At 45.8% G+C, this 19,429-nt stretch carries 16 protein-coding genes; 11 read left to right on the top strand and 5 right to left on the bottom strand.

Going from position 1 to position 19,429, the window contains the following annotated elements; genetic code table 11:
• The first annotated feature begins 24 nt into the window (after positions 1-24).
• The 5 genes from AC6CIF_RS16275 (at position 25) to AC6CIF_RS16255 (ending at position 6,332) form a co-directional block, all read left to right on the top strand.
• A complete protein-coding gene (locus tag AC6CIF_RS16275; RefSeq protein WP_498200451.1) occupies positions 25-1,710 on the top strand; it encodes a hypothetical protein in 1,686 nt (561 codons plus the stop codon).
• 160 nt (positions 1,711-1,870) lie between these two features.
• A complete protein-coding gene (locus AC6CIF_RS16270) occupies positions 1,871-2,293 on the top strand; it encodes a cell wall hydrolase (RefSeq protein ID WP_076217086.1) in 423 nt (140 codons plus the stop codon).
• 75 nt (positions 2,294-2,368) lie between these two features.
• Positions 2,369-2,827 carry a spore coat protein GerQ gene (gerQ, locus tag AC6CIF_RS16265; RefSeq protein ID WP_036613981.1) on the top strand — a complete coding sequence of 153 codons (459 nt, stop codon included), beginning with the start codon at positions 2,369-2,371 and terminating at the stop codon, positions 2,825-2,827.
• Between the two features lie 233 nt (positions 2,828-3,060).
• Positions 3,061-4,644, top strand: a complete 1,584-nt coding sequence (locus AC6CIF_RS16260; RefSeq protein WP_498200450.1) for a sigma-70 family RNA polymerase sigma factor — start codon at positions 3,061-3,063, stop codon at positions 4,642-4,644.
• Positions 4,645-5,015: 371 nt separating this feature from the next.
• Complete coding sequence (locus AC6CIF_RS16255; RefSeq protein WP_036613746.1) at positions 5,016-6,332, top strand: hemolysin family protein; 1,317 nt, start codon at positions 5,016-5,018, stop codon at positions 6,330-6,332.
• Positions 6,333-6,401: 69 nt separating this feature from the next.
• Here AC6CIF_RS16255 and AC6CIF_RS16250 read toward each other — a convergent pair whose 3' ends face one another.
• Entirely contained in the window at positions 6,402-7,052 is a 651-nt protein-coding gene (locus AC6CIF_RS16250; RefSeq protein ID WP_498200449.1) for a hypothetical protein, read from the bottom strand.
• 233 nt (positions 7,053-7,285) lie between these two features.
• Here AC6CIF_RS16250 and AC6CIF_RS16245 point away from each other — a divergent pair, with 233 nt between their 5' ends.
• On the top strand, positions 7,286-7,798 hold the full coding sequence (locus AC6CIF_RS16245; protein WP_498200448.1) for a hypothetical protein: 513 nt from the start codon (positions 7,286-7,288) through the stop codon (positions 7,796-7,798).
• A 2-nt stretch (positions 7,799-7,800) separates the two neighbouring features.
• On the opposite strand, the gene AC6CIF_RS16240 is transcribed toward AC6CIF_RS16245, so the two are convergent.
• From AC6CIF_RS16240 to AC6CIF_RS16225, 4 genes are all read right to left on the bottom strand, one after another.
• Positions 7,801-8,754, bottom strand: a complete 954-nt coding sequence (locus tag AC6CIF_RS16240; protein ID WP_498200447.1) for a hypothetical protein — start codon at positions 8,752-8,754, stop codon at positions 7,801-7,803.
• Positions 8,732-9,322, bottom strand: a complete 591-nt coding sequence (locus AC6CIF_RS16235) for an RNA polymerase sigma factor (RefSeq protein ID WP_498200446.1) — start codon at positions 9,320-9,322, stop codon at positions 8,732-8,734. Before AC6CIF_RS16235 ends, AC6CIF_RS16240 begins: the two co-directional genes overlap by 23 nt.
• Positions 9,323-9,569: 247 nt before the next feature.
• The gene (locus AC6CIF_RS16230; RefSeq protein ID WP_498200444.1) at positions 9,570-10,802 is read right to left on the bottom strand and encodes an aminopeptidase; all 1,233 of its coding nucleotides are present in this window, start codon (positions 10,800-10,802) and stop codon (positions 9,570-9,572) included.
• 90 nt (positions 10,803-10,892) lie between these two features.
• Complete coding sequence (locus AC6CIF_RS16225; RefSeq protein ID WP_498200443.1) at positions 10,893-12,125, bottom strand: aminopeptidase; 1,233 nt, start codon at positions 12,123-12,125, stop codon at positions 10,893-10,895.
• 210 nt (positions 12,126-12,335) lie between these two features.
• Here AC6CIF_RS16225 and AC6CIF_RS16220 point away from each other — a divergent pair, with 210 nt between their 5' ends.
• From AC6CIF_RS16220 to AC6CIF_RS16200, 5 genes are all read left to right on the top strand, one after another.
• Positions 12,336-12,608: a hypothetical protein gene (locus AC6CIF_RS16220; RefSeq protein WP_047843332.1), complete on the top strand. Its 273-nt coding sequence runs from the start codon at positions 12,336-12,338 to the stop codon at positions 12,606-12,608.
• Positions 12,609-12,788: 180 nt separating this feature from the next.
• Positions 12,789-13,598 (top strand): MBL fold metallo-hydrolase, encoded by an 810-nt coding sequence (locus tag AC6CIF_RS16215; RefSeq protein ID WP_339297056.1) that lies wholly within the window; start codon positions 12,789-12,791, stop codon positions 13,596-13,598.
• 179 nt (positions 13,599-13,777) lie between these two features.
• Positions 13,778-14,788 carry an aldose 1-epimerase gene (locus AC6CIF_RS16210; RefSeq protein WP_498200441.1) on the top strand — a complete coding sequence of 337 codons (1,011 nt, stop codon included), beginning with the start codon at positions 13,778-13,780 and terminating at the stop codon, positions 14,786-14,788.
• Between the two features lie 132 nt (positions 14,789-14,920).
• Positions 14,921-16,309, top strand: a complete 1,389-nt coding sequence (fumC, locus tag AC6CIF_RS16205) for a class II fumarate hydratase (protein ID WP_017688147.1) — start codon at positions 14,921-14,923, stop codon at positions 16,307-16,309.
• A gap of 176 nt (positions 16,310-16,485) precedes the next feature.
• A complete protein-coding gene (locus AC6CIF_RS16200) occupies positions 16,486-19,230 on the top strand; it encodes a CHASE3 domain-containing protein (RefSeq protein WP_498200439.1) in 2,745 nt (914 codons plus the stop codon).
• The last annotated feature ends 199 nt before the right edge of the window (positions 19,231-19,429 follow it).

Genomic DNA, 19,429 nt, shown 5'->3' with positions numbered 1-19,429 from the left:
TTACTGCTGATCGGAGGGATGATAATGATAGGGAATGAGTCACCTGCTGAAGCAGACGGCGCAGATATACGGGCGGCCTGGGTATGGCAGGCACAGTCTGTTAGCAACGGAGATGAGCTGTTGGCCAATGCAGCTAAACATAAGATAAACAGGCTGTACGTGAATGTAGACATGACGCTGTCCAAGGAGGTATACCAGACGTTTATAGCCAAAGCCAGCCGTGCGGGTATTACGGTTGAAGCACTGGGAGGCGATCCATCCTGGGCACTCAGTGGCCGTGAAGGCCCCATGCTCAGATTAGCGTCGTGGGTAAGTGATTACAATCAAGCTGCTGAGACTAACGAGCAATTTGATGCCATACATCTGGATATCAAACCCTATGTGTTACCAGCCTGGAAAGAAGATGCCAAGCCACTGGTGCAATCATGGGTAGCCAATATGAATCTGTTATTTGAGCAAGTGAGACAGGATGGTGCAGTTGCAGTGAATATTGACCTGCCATTTTGGCTGGATTCCTATACCATCACAGGAAATAGAGTTTCTGAGGATGCAGATAACGAACCATTGTCACGTTGGTTCATTGAACGAGTGGAGCATGTCACTTTACTCGCTTACCGTGATAACGCGCAAGGGAACAATGGTATCATACGTTTGATTGAACAGGAAATGAACTGGGCCGATACCAGCAATGTGAGCGTTACGGTTGGGTTGAACACCAAGCCCATGCCTGGCGAGGAGTTCACGACATTTGCCGGGAAAGGTGCAGCGCAACTGGAAAGCGTTATCGAAGAAGTCGCCTCCGCATTCAGCGAGCATAGTTCCTACGCAGGTTCTGCCGTACATGACATCGTATACTGGGGACAACTGGAGCCGTCGGAACTGCCATCACCGGAGATTCCATCCAATCAGCCAGAGATTCGGGGAACGTATATCTGGGAGGCCTCTCAGGTGACGAATGACGGGGGAGAGCACATACTAGCGTTTGCTAGAGAGCAGAATATTAACTGGTTGTATGTCCGTTTGGACCTGGATCAACCTTATTCCAGTTACCGCAGTTTTGTGAAACGGGCAAAAGCGCAAGGCATTGAGATCCATGCGATGGGTGGACACCCCATCTGGGGCAAAAAGGAGAATCGTCCACGCATTCAGCGATTGATTGATTATGTGAAAAACTATAATGCCGAGTCCGAACCGGATGAACGATTTGAAGGCATCCATCTGGATATTGAGCCTTACACATTGCCAGAGTGGGAGAATAGTCGGGACACCTTATTAACCGAATGGGCTGCCAACATTACATTTTTCCAGGAAGAAACAAAGAAGGACAGTGATCTCGAAACAAGCGCAGACCTTGCTGTATGGCTGGATAGCTTCGCGTTGCCAGGAAAGGATACATCTGTGGCTGAATTTATGATCCGTACACTCGATCATGTGTCGCTGATGGCTTTCCGTAACAACGCCGAAGGTTCCAATGGGATTGCTGCTGTTGTGGGTCAGGAGATGGAGATTGCGGATCGTTTCGGTAAAAGGTTGATGATTTCGGTTGAAATGAAGCAGAACCACGAAGGTCCTCATATTTCTTTTTATGAGAAAGGGGCAGCGGAGATGGAACTTCAGCTTGCCAAGCTTCCGGATCTGCTGGCCGAACATCAGGCTTACCAAGGCAACATTGTTCATGCCTATGATTATTGGATTGAAGCCAAGCCTTAAACAGGCGAGTATTATAAGAAACGAGTTGCTTCGGGACTTCACCTTGGGTGAGGTTCCGGGCTTTTTTTTATGGAAAAAAGATGGAATCGTGTCACCGAATGGGCTCCTGCACAATACGATGTACGGTGATGAACAGCTGAAACAAGGGAGGAAACAGACTATGGCTGTTATTAAAGCCAACTCAGAGGACGTCAAGCTGCTGGCTAGGCTCATGAGGGCAGAGGCTGAAGGTGACGGCGAACAGGGTATGTTGCTTGTGGGCAATGTAAGTGTGAACCGGGTGCTGGTGGATTGTCTGGATTTTAAGGATATTCGCGATATCAATCGTATGGTATTCCAGAATCCAGGAGGATACGAGTCAACACAGAAGGGGTACTTTTACCAACGGGCAAGACAGTCCGAGATTCGTCTCGCACAACGGGTGATCAATGGAGAGCGCTTCTGGCCTGCCAGCAATTCATTGTGGTTCTTCCGACCTGTGGCCGAGTGTCCGGCAACGTGGTATGACCAGCAAAATACAGGACGTTTCAAAGCGCATTGTTTCTTCAGTCCTTCAGGCGAAGACTGTCCGGAAGTATATTAAATTTTGGGAGGAATCATCATGATTAATCAGCCTTATCAACCAACAACTCAAACACTGGGTCAGCAAGCGAATTCCGTGTTGGGTCAACAAGCCAATTCTCAGGTTCAAGGTACGTCTTACAAAATCGGTAACGGAATGCCTGCCATGTCACCAACGCCAGGGATGGTATCACCAAGCTCCACAAGTGTACCCCCACTCGTATCCAGTGGTAGCCCAATGACACCAACGGGTGCAGTGATTACAACAACGGCTCCACAGTTTGAGCAGTCATACATTGAGAATATTTTACGTTTGAATCTCGGGAAATTCGGTACGTTCTACATGACATATGAAGGCAACAAAGAATGGAACGCTCGCATATTCCAAGGGATTATTGAAGCAGCGGGCCGTGATCATATTATCATCAGTGATCCGAAGACAGGAAGACGGATCATGCTGTTGATGGTCAACTTCGACTATGCTACATTTGATGAGCCGTTGTTGTATCAATATCCGGGCGTAGTAGGCAATTACCCGCAAGCTCCAAGCAGATAATCATTGGCACCTCATCATGTTGATTGATAACTGACATGTCACATGTCTAACACATACTGATTTACTTCGCTGTCCTGAATGTGGAGGTAATCCGCAGACAGGACAGCTTTTTACATAAACATATATACGAAGGTTACTCTAGGTTTAGAGTCATACGTAACCTTTTGGCGATAACATGGCACTTATACATGAATAGAACAAGCAGCATGCTTATATGAAGGGAGTCCATAGCATTGAATTCATGGATTGAAGGAGCGATGAAGGGCGAAACGGAAGCTTATGCACAACTGATGTCTCAATATCGCGGGATGGCTCTTGCTGTTGCCTATAATCGTTTAGGAGATACATTTTGGGCTGAAGATGTCGTACAGGAAGCATTTACTGAAGCCTTTGGCAATCTGTCCAAGCTGGAAGCTCCTGAGGCTTTTCCCGGGTGGTTCAAGGTAATCGTGGAGAGGCAGTGTTATCGCTGGCTAAGACGCAAGCAGCATACCATGATTCCAGTTCAGGAGCTGGAGCATGTATTCCATGAAGAGGATCAGGCGCATGATCCAGAAAAACAAGCGGTGCAAAATGAAATGCATCGTACGCTGCGTGATTCCATTGCAATACTGCCATCATCAATGCGGATTGCTGTTGAACTGTTTTATTTGGAAGGATACTCGCTCAAGGAAATATCGGATTTCCTCGGGGTCAAAGTACCTGCATTAAAGAAAAGATTGTTCGATGCCCGATCCAAACTCAAGCGCTCTATGCCTGTAAGGGATCTGGTCTCTGTATTCAGTGACTTGTATGAAGGAGGAAAAGGATTGTTACACATTATGAATGGGGATCACGCTGCCAATCGTTTAAGAGAGAGTGGAATTCAGGGAGACATCTTGGTATGGAGAGAGTTGTATACGTTCGGCCCGGTAGCCAAAGAGATGGGAGATACGAAGGAGCGGCAGAACCGGGCATCCGTGTTAGAGCAGCAGTTGGGCATTCCACAGGCGGAATACTTGAAGATTGAGGAACTTGAACGCAAGTTGAATTCGTTTCAACAATACAAGGAAATTGTCTTATGGTTCGAATATGATCTCTATGACCAGACAATGTTATCGTATCTATTGCATTATTTCAAAGGACAAGCACTCCAGAATACGAAACTGAATCTGCTCTGCATTGACTCGTATCCAGAGATTGAGCACTTTAGAGGACTGGGACAGCTTACCTCCACACAGATTGAACGTCTGTCCGGCAGTTGGCATGTGATTGAGAAAAACGAGTTACAAGCCGGTGCACAGTTCTGGGAAGCCTATACATCGACTGATTTCCGGCATCATCTGGATTACTTGCAGGCAGACACTTCTGCGCTACCCTTTGCAAAAGCTGCCTTTAAGGCACATTTGTCCCGTCTGCCATCTGTATCGAACGGTCTGGGGCTCATTGAGCAGACAACACTAGAGACCATTAGAGCAGGTGTGGAGCATCCGTATCCATTATTTCGCGAGGTAGGGGACAAGCTGCATATTCTCGGTCTAGGTGATCTTGAATACTGGGCACATCTGAAGCGGATGACAGAAGGACCTCATGCCCTGCTTCAGATGAGCGGTGCAACCACGTTCCCTAATTTCAAGCAGCATGATGAAAAATTCCGTGACGGTGTCCTGTCGCTAACGGAACTCGGAATTAAGGTGTTGAATGAAGAAGTCGATTGGGCACTGCTGAAGCAGGATGAATTCTGGATCGGTGGATTGCATAACGAAAGCGGGAAACAAGCCAGATGGCGTTGGAACCCCGCTTCGGAAACCGTAGTGGAGATTGAGTCCACATCGTAATCAGCGATAGAATTTAAGAAAATAACAGTATTGCAAAAAGAGAGTATCCAGACATGCGGAAGCATGAGCGAGGATACTCTCTTTGGTTTGGTTAGATCATTGTTTGTGAAATGTTAAAAAAACAGCGTAATCGAGACTTTTGTTAAAGAAAAAAGGCGTTTGTGCCATTTCGTTGTCATAGGACACGGATTGACTGTGTAGTTTAGAATTATATAATAAAAGAAGCATATCTTTTTTATTCGACAGAACAAGGTGGAGGTGGAAGCATTGGGAAGTTGAAATTGCATATGAGCGGCAGAATGGCAAATATCCTACATTTTCGAAGGAGGTGGACCTATTTGCCGAAGAATGACGGCGAATAGGATGAAAATTTGAGTGACCCCTTACCGAGTATTTTAAATTTAGTAATCATTGGTTTACTTGTATTAATGAATGGTTTCTTTGTGTCGGCGGAATTTGCGATGGTGAAAGTTCGTGGAAGCCGGATTGAGGCTTTGGTGGAAACAGGCAACAAAAATGCCATCTATGCTTCCAATATCGTACGTAATCTGGATGCATATCTATCAGCTTGCCAACTAGGTATAACTTTGGCTTCACTGGGACTCGGGTGGCTGGGAGAACCGGCAATTGCACATCTGTTAGAGCCCATGTTTACCGCATTTGGACTGGGACCAGTCTACGTTCATGGAATCTCTATTGCCATTGCATTTGTGATTATTACGATCTTGCACATTGTACTGGGAGAACTTGCTCCCAAAACGATGGCGATTCGAAAGTCTGAGACGATCACGTTGTGGTCTGCGGCTTTGCTAACGTTCTTCTACAAGTTAATGTATCCATTCATATGGGCACTGAACGGTATGGCTAACGGTTTGTTGAGACTGTTCCGAATGGCACCTGCTTCGGAGATGGACTCCGCACATAGCGAAGATGAAATACGCATTCTGATGAAAGAAAGCAATAAGAGCGGTTTAATTGATAACACTGAATTAGCACTTGTTGATAATATATTTGATTTTACGGATACAACCGCCCGTGAAATTATGATTCCGCGGACGGAAATGATCTGTCTGAATGCCAATGAGTCCATGCTGGAGAATCTGGAGATTGCCAGTGAGAGTATGCGAACAAGGTATCCAGTATATAACGGAGACAAGGATCATATTATCGGTTTTATTCACATTAAGGATCTAATGCGATCCCAACTCACGGATACCATCTCCGTGATCCGGCCCATCCTGGCTGTGCCAGATACCACGCTGATCAGTGATCTGCTCAAGCGTATGCAGCGTAGCAAGACACAGATTGCGATTCTGATTGATGAATACGGGGGAACCTCCGGGCTTGTCACACTTGAGGATATCATGGAAGAGATCGTAGGCGAGATTCAGGATGAATTCGACCATGAGCGTCCTGTCATTGAACAAGTGGATGAGATGGAATACTCTATTGATGGATTGATGCTGATTGAAGAAGTCAGCGAACGATTCGGACTGGAGATGGATCGTGCCGATTACGATACCATTGGGGGCTGGCTGTACTCCAGAGTAGATGCCATTCCACCTGAGGTCGGTCAATCGGTTGAGTATGGGGGTTATGTATTTGTCATTCAAGAGACAGAGCATAAGCGGATTTCCCGAGTAAATGTGATTAAGCTGGAACTGTTGGTTGAAGAAGAAGGCGCGTAGCCAGATCGAAATTGTAACAAATGAAGCTGTATGGTGACGTAATGGTCATCGTACAGCTTTTTTGCATGCTCATGATTCTTTGGGTGCATGAATGACAATATCGGCGTAACGATTCTCCGTGACCAAGCTATTCTCGATAGAAATTCGCTTATAAGTGACGTAAACATTCTCTCCGGGAGCCAGATCATGCTGGATATTCAGCTTTTTTCGAGTGGATTGGGTTGTTGTCGGTGTCTTAATGGTGATGATGGCGTACATAGGCGTATCGACAAAAGTAACCTCGTAAGAATTGTAGTCCCCCACCTTAGTGGTGGATAACACGGGATTTTGCTTAAACTGGGTCAGGTGATCATTCACCATGCCAAGTGTTACCGGTAACACATAAAACAGAAGTACCAGAGGCAGAAGGCAGAAAGCAATCCCGAAAACACGTAAAAATTTGACATGGGAAAGGGTCCGTCCGCTCTGCTTGAGGAAAAGAAAAGCAAGGATGGGGGACAGTACAAGTCCCCAGATCATAAAGGGCAATACATAGCGGTCAATCCCCATGCTTATCCAGCTTTCCCGAGCTGTAGCCAAGAAATATATTAAGGTCCCTGCGGCAAGCGCACTCACCAAGATAACAAGCCAACGTTTGAACGAGCCGGAAACTTCGATATGTAGTTGATTCGGATTGGAGCTGTGACGATGCCTTCTGGATTTGGATTGAAATTTACTCAAGTTACACACCTCATTTGCAAATCTGGTTGGTTCATATGGTTTCGTGTATCCATTACCCAATACATACGGGATGGAATAATTTAGGTTTCAACCATGCTGGAGATGCAAGCAAAGACAAAAGACGCTGCCGACAGAAACATCGGAGCGTCTAAATTTTTTTTGAAACCTGCCACCCGATCCGTCCGTTTATACCCTTACACAAAATCAAATATGGAAGCGGAGGATGGATCAATATGCGGAAAACGAAAACAAAGAGTGCAGCATCTATACTAAAAATAACCCTTGTTGCCTTGTTAATGGTGCCAACAATCCTGGCTATACCTACGTCCGAACCAGCCGTTGCAAGTCCGATGATCAACGTGTCCTCTGGTGCCCTTACAGCTCCGCCACCGCCAGAACCATCCATCCATTCGCTTGCTAACACTCGAGAACTTGGACATATCTATCAAGCGGTCGGTGCAGTCATTCCAGGGGGTGGACTATCGGCTATCGTCAATACCAAGACCATGACATATACAGCAATGAAGACACTTTCCGTAGATTATCGACTTGAGCGCTGGACAGGAACAGCATGGGTAACTTTTAAAGCCAGTTCCAACAATGCAACGAATACAAACTTACTGAATGCCACATCGGATTGGACCGTTATGCCAGGATACTATTATCGCGTTACCAGTATCCATACAGCGTATGATGGAAGTACCACGGAAACAAGCAAACATGTCTCTGGCACCGTATTATTCTGATCTTATCGGCGGGTGCTGCCGGGAAACTTCTGCTCTTGAAAATCGTTTGCAATAGCAGTCATTTCTTCTTCCGAAAGGGTGCCAAACAGACTCATATTGTTGGAACCCATCATCCATTGAAAGGAGTTATAGGGTGGGCCGATATACATCAGTGCTTCCGTGCCGTCCGCCAGCTTTACGGTGCTCATATCACGAAGCATGGCCCCTTCAATTTTCTCCCCAGGCATGACATAGATATAATCAAACTGGATAATCTCATCTTCTATGCTTTTGCCTTCACTGGTATATTGGACTCTCATTTGGTTGGACTCATAATAATCGTCTGGATTCACAGGGTTTTCAGTATCAAGCACGAGTTCGAATTTGACCTTGTTGAATCGCTGGGGAATGGCCTTGGATAACAGAAAGTCACCCATGAACCCTTCACGTGCAATCTCTTCCGTAACAAGTACTGGACGAAACTGATGGCTCGATAACTCATACGAAGGTGTATTAAGAGCCTCTTCTTCTTGTACTTTAAGAATGTCGTCCAAGCTGGTTTCCGGTGGTGGAGGCGTTTTGGCTGTTGATGGATCAGCCCCCAGATGGGTCGTGCGATCCTCGATAATAATGGATTTCATGCCATTGCCCCAATCCTTGATGGATTGCACAAAAGGGGATACTGCTTGCGTACCGGACGGCAGGCTGAAAATAACGGCCCCGATGGTCACGGATGCAGCGACTACAACAGACAGCCGTAAAGTACGTATTCTTTTTTTACGTAAACCGATTCTGTTAATTTCCCTGTGTACCTTCTGCCAGGATTGCTGCATGGATTCGGTATGGGAGGCGGAAGGGGCAGAGACGGCCTGATGGAAAGCTTCATCAAAAGCCAGATCAAACGCAGCGTCGAAATATTCATCTTCCAGTTCTGAATCGAATGGCTCCACATGTTTATCGGACTTGCCTTTGCTCAATGCCTCCACCCCATTCCTTATGTAATTTCTTCTTGATACTGCCACGGGCTCTGAACAAACGTTGCTTCACAATGTCTTCGGAGGTATCCAGCAGTTCGGCCATCTCTCGGTAAGAGAGACCTTTTTTCCACCGTAACTCCACCAGTACACGGTATTCCGGTTTGAGCTGTCTGAGATAATATTCAATAGACTCTTCCATCATCTGCGTTTCTACCATGCTTTCCACGGAAGATGCCGTCTGATTCATCGTCTCCATATCTATAAAAACACTATCCGTATCCACTTGGTTACGGTTATTTTTATTTTTTCTCAGATAATTAATAGCTGTGTTCCGCGTGACGACCTTGAGCCAAGCTTTCAGTTTGACCTCGTCTTCGAAAATGGGTTTATTTTTAATGATTTTGATAAAAGCTTCCTGAATAATATCTTCTGCTGCAGCACGCTCCTTGATGATATAAACAATAAGACCATGTACCATATTATAATATTCATAATACACTTCTTCCTGAAGTGCAGAGCCTAAATTATGGAAATCTGAGGCGAGTAATAACTGAAGCCGATTGGCCATGATGTTCTCCTTTCTGGTGAACAATCCACAAACATTGGTATCATTACATTTTACAACATAATATGGAAACGATACAATGGGAGGTTGGTCCGAGGAAAACCAGATGAGGGAAGTGTGTATAACATGCGGGAAAGTTTGCTGAAGATTAATAAAAGGCCGTCTCGTCAACCATGAAAACATGGTTGCAAGACAGCCTTTTCGACTGTTCAGAGAAAATACATTACAGGAGATAACTCTCCGTGATCAGTTAAAACGCCCAGTCTCCCTTAAGGAAGATGGCTTCACGTTCGCCGTTTGCTGTGATACCGTAGATGTCCGTCTCGGGTGAGCCCATCATGAAGTCCACATGAGTAATACTGGTGTTCATGCCACGGGCTGCAAGTTCTTCCGGAGACATCGTTTTGCCACCTTCGATATTAAATGCATAGGAACTGCCAATCGCAAGATGACAAGACGCATTCTCATCATACAATGTAGTGTAATACAGGATACCACTCTCAGAGATCGGTGAATGGAAGGGAACCAAAGCGACTTCGCCGAGGTAATGAGATCCTTCATCCATGGAAATGAGTCTTTCCAGCATATCCTGACCTTCTTCAGCATGAAAATCAATGATACGTCCGTTCTCAAATGTGAGTGAAAAACGATCAATGATACTGCCGCCATAACTGAGTGGTTTGGTGCTGGACACCTTGCCATTAACACCATGCTTGGCTGGAGCGGTGAATACTTCTTCTGTCGGGATATTGGCAACAAAAGGGATACCTTGCTCATTTACGCTACCCGCCTGCGCCCAGATATGACCTTCAGGAAGCTCGACAGTAAGATCCGTCCCCGGAGAGAGGAAATGTAATGCTTGATACTTTTTGTCATTCAGTGCAACAGCCTTGGTCTCCAGTCGTTCAATATGCTGTTCCCAAGCCGCTACAGGGTCCTCCAGATCGGCTCTCACCGCAGCAAAAATGGCTTCCCACAACTGGCTAACCTGCTCGGCTGCCGGGAGATCCGGGAATACTTTGGCTGCCCAATCGGGCGAAGGACATGCCACACCCGTCCAGCTCATTTTATCCGCCTGTTGATACTGACGGTACTTGGCCATCGCCTGACCATATGTACGCTGATGGGTCGAGATCCGCTCCGGGTCAATACCTCTCATCAGGTCTGGGCTGGATGACAATACGGTCAGAAAGGCTGCATTATTGGCCGCTAGTTCTTCAAGCTCCGCTGCATGCCATTTCGGCGGCTCTTGGAAGGATTCCTCTGGGGCCATCTCAAACCGCAATCGATTGACGGTTTCATCTCCGTATTTTACAATCACATGCTTGGCTCCAGCTTCATATCCCTTACGTACCAGCAAACGTACGAATTCAGCGTTATCAATCATCGCAGAGATAACAAATACTTGCCCTGGTTGCACGTTAGCACCTACTCTTACAGCAAGTTCGGCGTAACGATCCAGTTTTTGTTCAAAACTTAACATATGAGTTCCCTCCAATTGTTGAATTTTTGACCTGTTGACGCAGGAAAAGAGAGGAGTAATCTCCTCTCTCCTAAATCACATCAAACGGGATTAAAATGCCCAGTTTCCTTGCAGGAAGATTGGCTCTTCTGCACCTTCGGAGGTCACGCCGTGGATGTTCATGTCTCCAGATCCAATCATGAAGTCTACATGAGTGAGGCTGGAGTTCATGCCACGTTCAATCAATTCTTCTTTGGACATCGTTTTACCACCTTCCAGACAGAAGGCATAGGCATTACCAATCGCCAAATGGTTGGAGGCATTTTCATCAAACAAAGTATTGTAGAACAAAATATTGGTATCGGAAATTGGGGACTGATGTGGAACGAGGGCTACTTCACCCAGATAGTGTGCGCCTTCATCCATCTCGATCAGGTTTTTGAGTGCATCGAGACCTTGATCGGCGGTATAGTCAACAATTCGGCCGTTCTCGAATGTTAGTGAGAAACCGTCAATCAGGTTGCCGCCGTAGCTCAGTGGTTTCGTGCTGCGCACTGTACCGTTAACACCCGTTTTCAGCGGAGCCGTGAATACTTCTTCCGTAGGCATATTGGCAATAAAGACATGTCCTTGCTCATTCACACTTCCACCGGATACCCAGATGTGGCCTTCTGGAAGTTCAATGGTCAAGTCTGTGCCTGGAGCTGTATAGTGAAGCTTCTTGTATTTTTTGTTGTTCAACAGATCAGCGCGGGAATCCAGGTTTTGCAAATGGGTTTTCCATTCGGCAACAGCATCCTGCTCACCGATCCGTACCGTTTTGAAAATGACATCCCACAGGCGGTCGACTTGTTGCGCTTCCGGCAGATCCGGGAATACTTTAGCTGCCCATTCCGGAGAAGGAACGGCCACGATAGACCAGCTGAATTTGTCAGCCATCTGATAAGAACGATATTTTTCGAGCGCCTTGCCACGCACTTTTTGGCTGGTAATAATGCGTTCCTGCGCTACACCGTTCAGCAGATCCGGATTTTCAGCGATGACGTGCAGAATAGCGGCACCTTCTTCAACCAGTTCAGTCATTTCAGCTGCAAACCATTTCGGTTCAATGGAGAAGGCTTCATCAGGTGCAAGATCGTAATGTAGACGTGTAACGGTTTCATCACTCCAGTTTACTTTGACCAATTTCGCACCTTTACCGTAAGCCGATTTGACAATCAGTCGTACAAAATGTGCTGCCGAGATTGGAGCGTTAACCACGAGTGTCTGCCCAGGATGGACATTGACACCGACTTGCACAGCCAGTTCAGCATATTGCTGCAGATTCGTTTCAAAAGTATTCATGCTATTTTTTCCTCCAATGTGATAATAATATCGTAGCTTGTTGGCTATTATAGTCCTCATTACAACTATGTAAGGACTCAGAATGGTTCCTTCATTGAATAAGGTATACGTTGCTACGTTATATATTGTACAATTAACCAATAATAATTACCAAACTAGGTTTACCAGAAATGTTGGAGACCGACTGTAGATGAAAGATTAAAGGAGAGAATGATTGTGAATATTGAAATTATAAGTGCTGAAATGCGCCGTGAAGGTGAAAAAGGATACGTGGGAAATACCGTTTACCGCACAGAAGGCGAAAAGTCAGTATATGAGATTACCTTCATGAGCAAGAACGGAAAAGATTGGGACTATAGCTTGCATTTCACGGAGCAATCCGGTGATGAAGAAGAGTTACTGCGTATGGACGAGTTGCTTGAGAATGATGACGATCTGTACAATCAATTGCTCGATGCTGCTTTGGAGGCATTTCCGGCTTAACTGGCCGAGATGTTCTTGTTCTATTGTGTTGTGTCGATGACTATACTAGACGGTGTATGCCCGAAACAGGGTGTATACCGTCTATTTTATTGGAAATGTTGAATAGATGATCCAGAAAAGGGAAGTCTACGAGATGAATGGAACCAGAGAGACAATCCGCCTAATGGGAGGTAACCGTGAATGGCATCTGACAATCTGATTACTGAAGGGTTGACGGGACTTGAAGAAGTCGCGCCCGATATTCTCAGTCTACGTACACTATTCGTTAATGTCGTGTTCATCGGAGAGCCAGGAAGCAGGAACTGGGTCCTCGTGGACACCGGAATGGCGAGGTTTACAGATCATATTGTTCAGGTTGCAACAGAACGATTTCAAGGTCCGCCGTCTGCGATCATATTGACGCATGGTCACTTCGACCATGTAGGAACCGTTATTGAGCTGGAACAATTCTGGGGTGTGCCAGTGTATGCTCATCCGCTTGAAATTCCGTATTTAACGGGATTAAAAGATTACCCGCCAGCGGACCCTTCTGTAGGTGGAGGTTTAATGTCCAGGTTGTCATTCGCATATCCTAATGAGGCGATCAATCTGGATGATCGGATATTCAGTCTACCCAAAGATCATTCCGTTCCAGGCGTATCAGGATGGGAGTGGGTGCACACGCCAGGTCATACGCCTGGACATGTGTCGCTGTTTCGAGAAGCAGACCGTTTGTTAATTGCGGGAGACGCAATCATCACAGTGAAGCAGGAGTCGCTGTGGAGTGTGTTGCTTCAGGACAAACAGTTGCATGGCCCACCATCTTATTTCACAACCGATTGGCAGGCTGCTCATCAATCTGTCCAGCATATAAGGCATCTGGAGCCGAAGCTTGCGATTACCGGCCATGGGCATGCCTTGAGTGGAGATATGCTGAGTGAATCCTTGAAGCGGCTTGATCTGGACTTTGAAGAGAGCACTGTGCCGGATCATGGCAAATATGTGGATTAATTGAACCATCATATGAAAGACAGCAGAGACAGCCGTAACGGATTACAGCTGTCTTTTTTCTGTCTTTTTTTACTTTCTATCATGAATTTGTTCTCTATCATAGATTGGTATTTTGCGCTCGGGCATGATATAGTCGAGCCGTATAATATAACCTTAGTATGCAGGAGGTACATATAACGATGACACAACAAAATGCAGCATTTGAAGAACAATTTGGAGGGATACCGGCCGTTTGGCTTCGTTTCAATCAGTTTGAAGCGGCAGTTATTCCTAGCGTGGGTGCCAACCTCGTTGCTTTCCGTGATACAGAAAAGGGTTTCCGTTACTTGAGAGAACCGAACCAGGATCAGATGGATGAGTTTATGGCTGCACCTGCGGTTTATGGAATTCCGATTCTTTCTCCACCGAACCGTTATGAGGATGGACGTTTCCCTTGGAATGGTAAAGTTTATCAGTTGCCTGTGAACGAACCGGCTACAGGTAACCATTTGCATGGATTTTTGCATGATGCCGAGTGGAAGGTGGAAGGATACGGTTCCGATCAGCTGGAGAGTTATGTGTTGCTTAGCCAGGACGTGAAAGAAGGGCATACATTCCATCAGTACCTGCCGTTTACGTTCACGGTGACGCTTCGTTACTCTTTGAGTAACCAAGGACTCCAGCAACAATTGATCGTCCGCAACAACGGGACTGAATATATGCCGAATTTGTTTGCATTCCACACGGCAATTGCTGTACCTTTTGCACCGGACAGTCAAGCCTCGGATTACACGGCCAAAGTTACGATTGGACAACGTCGTGAATTGAACGAGCGTTCTCTGCCAACAGGACAATTTCAACCGCTTACACCTGAGGAAGAACAAATGAAAAAAGATGGGGTTAGTCCGTTTTTTGCTGCCATGGATAATCATTACACAGCAGAGCCGCAGAATGGACGTAACTATATGGAACTTACGGATCACCGTACTGGAGACAAACTGGTATATGATGTGGGTACATCGTACAAACACTGGATGATCTGGAACAATAACATGGGTGGCGAATTCTTCTGTCCTGAACCACAGATGAACCTGGTTAATGCCCCGAATGTTGAAGGCATCCCTGCAGAAGAAATCGGATTGATCGGTTTGGAACCAGGCGAATTATTCGAACAGAGCAGCCGATTGTATCCAATTGCGTCACAAAAATAATTCACGCTCATTTTGCGCTACGCTTACAATTTTGTCGAACAGGTGAAAACCTGCTCGTAAATCATGTATAATATGACGAGATACACAAGCTTTGTAGAGACCCAAACCATCTTTTTGGAGGAGGACAAGCAAGTGGAATACCGCATTGAGAGAGATACGTTAGGCGAAATGAAAGTACCAGCCGACAGGCTGTGGGGAGCTCAGACGCAGCGCAGCAAAGAGAACTTCCCGATTGGCAATGAACATATGCCGATGGAAGTTATCCGTGCCCTTGCCATTTTGAAAAAAAGTGCTGCGGCCAGTAACCATAAATTAGGTAAATTATCTGCGGCTAAGTCCGATGCTATTGCTTATGCAGCAGACGAGATTATTGCAGGCCGAATTGATGACCATTTCCCACTGGTAGTATGGCAGACGGGAAGCGGAACACAATCCAATATGAACGTGAACGAAGTGATTGCGAATCTTGGGAACCAACTGCTGGAGCAAAAGGGCAAGGAAGAGCGTCTGCATCCAAATGATGACGTGAATATGTCCCAGAGCTCCAACGATACATTCCCAACGGCTCTGCATGTCGCAGGTGTTCTGGCTGTTGAGGATCAACTCTTGCCGGCCATTGCGGTATTAAAAGCTACTTTTGCAGACAAGTCGGAGGCATTCAAGGATATTATCAAGATTGGACGTACTCACCTCCAGGATGCAACACCAATTACGCTTGGTCAGGAGATTAGTGGTTGGGAAGCCATGCTGGGCAAGAGTGAGCGTATGATCCGTGAAAGTGTACAGTATCTGAAGGAGCTTGCAATTGGCGGTACAGCTGTCGGAACGGGCATTAATGCACATCCGGACTTTGGGGACTTCACTGCCAAGGAGATTGGCAAACATACGGGGAAAGATTTTGTATCTGCACCAAACAAATTCCACGCACTTACAAGTCATGATGAAGTTGTGTATGCGCACGGTGCGGTTAAAGCGCTTGCAGCTGATTTGATGAAAATTGCCAATGATGTCCGCTGGTTGGCCAGTGGCCCTCGTAGTGGATTGGGCGAAATCCGTATTCCTGAGAATGAGCCAGGCAGCTCTATTATGCCGGGTAAAGTCAACCCAACTCAGAGCGAGGCCATTACTATGGTGGTTACGCAGGTCATGGGTAATGATGCAGCGATTGGTTTCGCGGCAAGTCAGGGTAATTTTGAACTGAATGTATTCAAACCGGTTATCATCTATAACTTCTTGCAATCCGTGCAACTCCTGGCGGACTCCATTATTGCCTTTAATGACAAGTGTGCCGTAGGCATCGAGCCTAACCTGGATCAGATTGAACATAATCTAAATAATTCACTCATGCTGGTTACCGCTCTCAATCCGCACATTGGTTATGAGAATGCAGCCAAAATTGCGAAGCTTGCGCATAAAGAAGGCTTGTCTTTGAAACAGGCGACGTTACAAACGGGCCTGCTTACCGAAGAGCAATTTGATCAATATGTCGATCCGGCCAAAATGATCGCTCCAAAGGCCTAAAATCAGCCATAATGAGCAATATAGATCACTGAAGAGGACGACCTGCACAAGCAGGTCGTTTTTCTAATGCAAATCGATGAACTTAAAGCTTGTCAGACTATACGTATACATATAAACTACATATGCACCAGTTTTAATTTAATTGAATGGGATTCATATATTTGGAGGTTTCCGCGTTGTCAAAAACGAGAAGATTTACGATACGCTCCAAAATTTTATTGGGCTATCTTGTGGTTGTGCTTTTGTTTGGAGCTGTTCTGTTAGTGCTTACGGCCCAAATTAATGTGTTACAGAAGGAAAATGATTTTATCTCCCATCATGATCTGGAAGTACATAATCTGACCAACGCGATTGAAAAAAATGTCTTGAACATGGAGACAGGACAGCGTGGATTCATGATTACAGGCAATGAGAGTTACTTGGAGCCTTATTCCCAAGGTCTATCCCAGTGGAGTTCCAACTATGATCAGTTGAATGCTCTTATTAGCGACAATCCTTCCCAGCAGCAGAGTTTGCAAAGCATCAAATCACATATTACACGCTGGATTGAGATTGCTGGGGAGCCGTCGGTGGACTTGAAAAAGCAAGGGGATCAAGCGAAAGTTGTTGCATTCTTTCAATCTGATCCGGGTAAAACTGAAATTGATCTACTGCGCTCTCAACTTACAACCTTCCGTAACACAGAGATCGCTCTGACCGAAGCGAGGGTTACTGAACTTGCCAGACGCAGTTCCACACTGCTGACGATTATGTACACGCTGTGGGGTATTATTGCAGCATTATCCATTGCAGCTGCGATTGTGATATCAGGAAATATCGTCAAAACGTTGCGAGATGTTATGCAAACCATTAGTGATATCTCCAAAGGTGGAAACCTGAAGCAGCGGATTCAGGTGCGCACACATGATGAAGTGGGAGACCTGGGCCACGAAACCAACAAATTACTGGATGAAGTACAGGAACAGAATCGGGTCAAGGACCAGATCACAGGCATTGCCACACTCTTACAGAACCCGACCAATCTGGAGGGATTGTCCCGCTTGTTCCTGAACGAGCTTGCCAAGTTGTTTGAAGTTCCCTATAGCGTTTTATATTACTGGAAAGACAATCGACTGCTGCGCGTGGCTGCATATGCTGGGGATGGAGAGAAAGAACGTTCGCTCGGTAAAGTGTCGCTTGCACCAGGTGAGGGGCTTGTAGGTCAAAGTGCTGTAGAGAAGCGAGTTCTACGCATGAATGATCTACCCCAGAACTATATCCGAATCTCTTCGGGTCTCGGGTATACATCTGCCACATCACTAACTGTAGTACCGATCCTGTTCGAAGGCAGAACGATTGCAGTAATTGAGCTTGCTTCAATGAAGCCATTGCAAGAGAATGATATGAAGCTGATGCAAGAACTGACGGACATTTTTGGAGTTTCACTGCACTCGACCGTCACTCGTATGGAATTACAGCAATTATATGACGAATCCCAAGTTCTGAATGAAGAATTACAGGCACAGTCGGAGAAACTACAGTCTCAGACCGAAGAAATGTTGTCTCAGACGGAGGAACTGCAAATGCAGACCGAAGAGCTTCATATGCTTAATGAACGCCTGGAAATACAGAAGAGCGCTGCTGAGACATCAGCCAATGAACTTGCAGTTGTGGCAGATCAGTTACGAACAAGCTCGGGGTATAAATCCGAATTCTTGGCGAACATGTCCCATGAACTGCGGACACCGCTCAACAGCATGTTGATTTTATCCGAAATCTTGTCTGAAAATAAAAATCAACACTTGAATAGTGAAGAGCAGAACTATGCTTCGGTCATTCACAAGTCAGGCAAGGACCTGTTGAATCTGATCAATGATATTCTGGATCTATCCAAGGTAGAGGCTGGACAGATGGAAGTGGATTTTGATGATGTCTATCTGAGCAGTCTGCCTGAAGTCATGAATCAGTATTTCCTAAAAACAGCTGAGCAGAAAAAAATAGATTTCCGAATTCAGCTCCAAAGTCCTTTACCGGAAACCATCGTGACTGACGAGATGAGAATGCATCAGATTCTCCGAAATCTGCTCTCGAATGCATTCAAGTTCACCAGTGAGGGTGAAGTTGCCCTAACGATCTCTAGAATGAGCCTGGCTCATCCTGAGGTGAAAGACCAAGAGACCGACGTGATTGCTTTCTCCGTCAGTGATACAGGGATTGGCATAGCGGAAAACAAACTTCTGCAGATCTTTGATGCATTCAAACAGGCGGATGGGGCTACGGCACGTAAATATGGCGGAACAGGGCTTGGCCTGTCTATCTCTCAATCGCTTGCAACTTTGCTGGGTGGGTCAATCTCGGCAACAAGTCGTGAAGGACATGGCAGTGTGTTCACGCTGTTCCTGCCTCTGCGAAGAGATGAACCTGAGACTATGAACGTATCGCGGTTGTTCCTGAATGAAGTGGCTAGCACTACACCTGAGATTAATAAACTTCCTTCAATGACTTCCGAACAAACTGATGTTTTATTGACACCTCTGGAAGAATCTTTGCTCAGTGGTCGTCAAGTGCTTGTCGTTGATGATGATATTCGAAATGTATATGCGCTGGCTAACGCTCTCGAGCAATACGGCATGAATGTCATTTCAGCTCAGAATGGGTATGAATGTCTGGAATTGCTGGAGCGTGGAGGAGTCAAACCTGATATCATCATGATGGATATTATGATGCCGGAACTGGATGGTTATGAGACAACTCGCCAGATCCGTGAACGGCTTGGCATGACTCAGCTTCCGATTATTGCACTGACAGCCAAGGCCATGAAAGAGGATCGGGAGAAATGTATTGCTGCAGGTGCTTCGGACTATCTCAGCAAACCCCTAAATATCAAAGATGTATTATCCCGTATGAAATTATGGATGAATCACGAAACCATGGAAATCTGATCTAAAAACCTATGCCGATTACAGGGAAGTGCGCTGTAATTAGGTCATAGGTTTTATTTTTTTGTCGTGTAAGCTTTATTTAGGAAATTGATGTTATAATACTTAACAACAAATAAAAGTTAAACGACTGAATATGGATTTAATTCGAAAAATAATGCGAAATTTAGTTATAGTAATCAGAATGACATAATATCGTGTT

This window comes from Paenibacillus sp. GQ49, assembly GCF_059759055.1.
The sequence above is the reverse complement of the archived record's forward strand: the minus strand, read 5'-3'. Positions and strand labels throughout refer to the sequence as shown.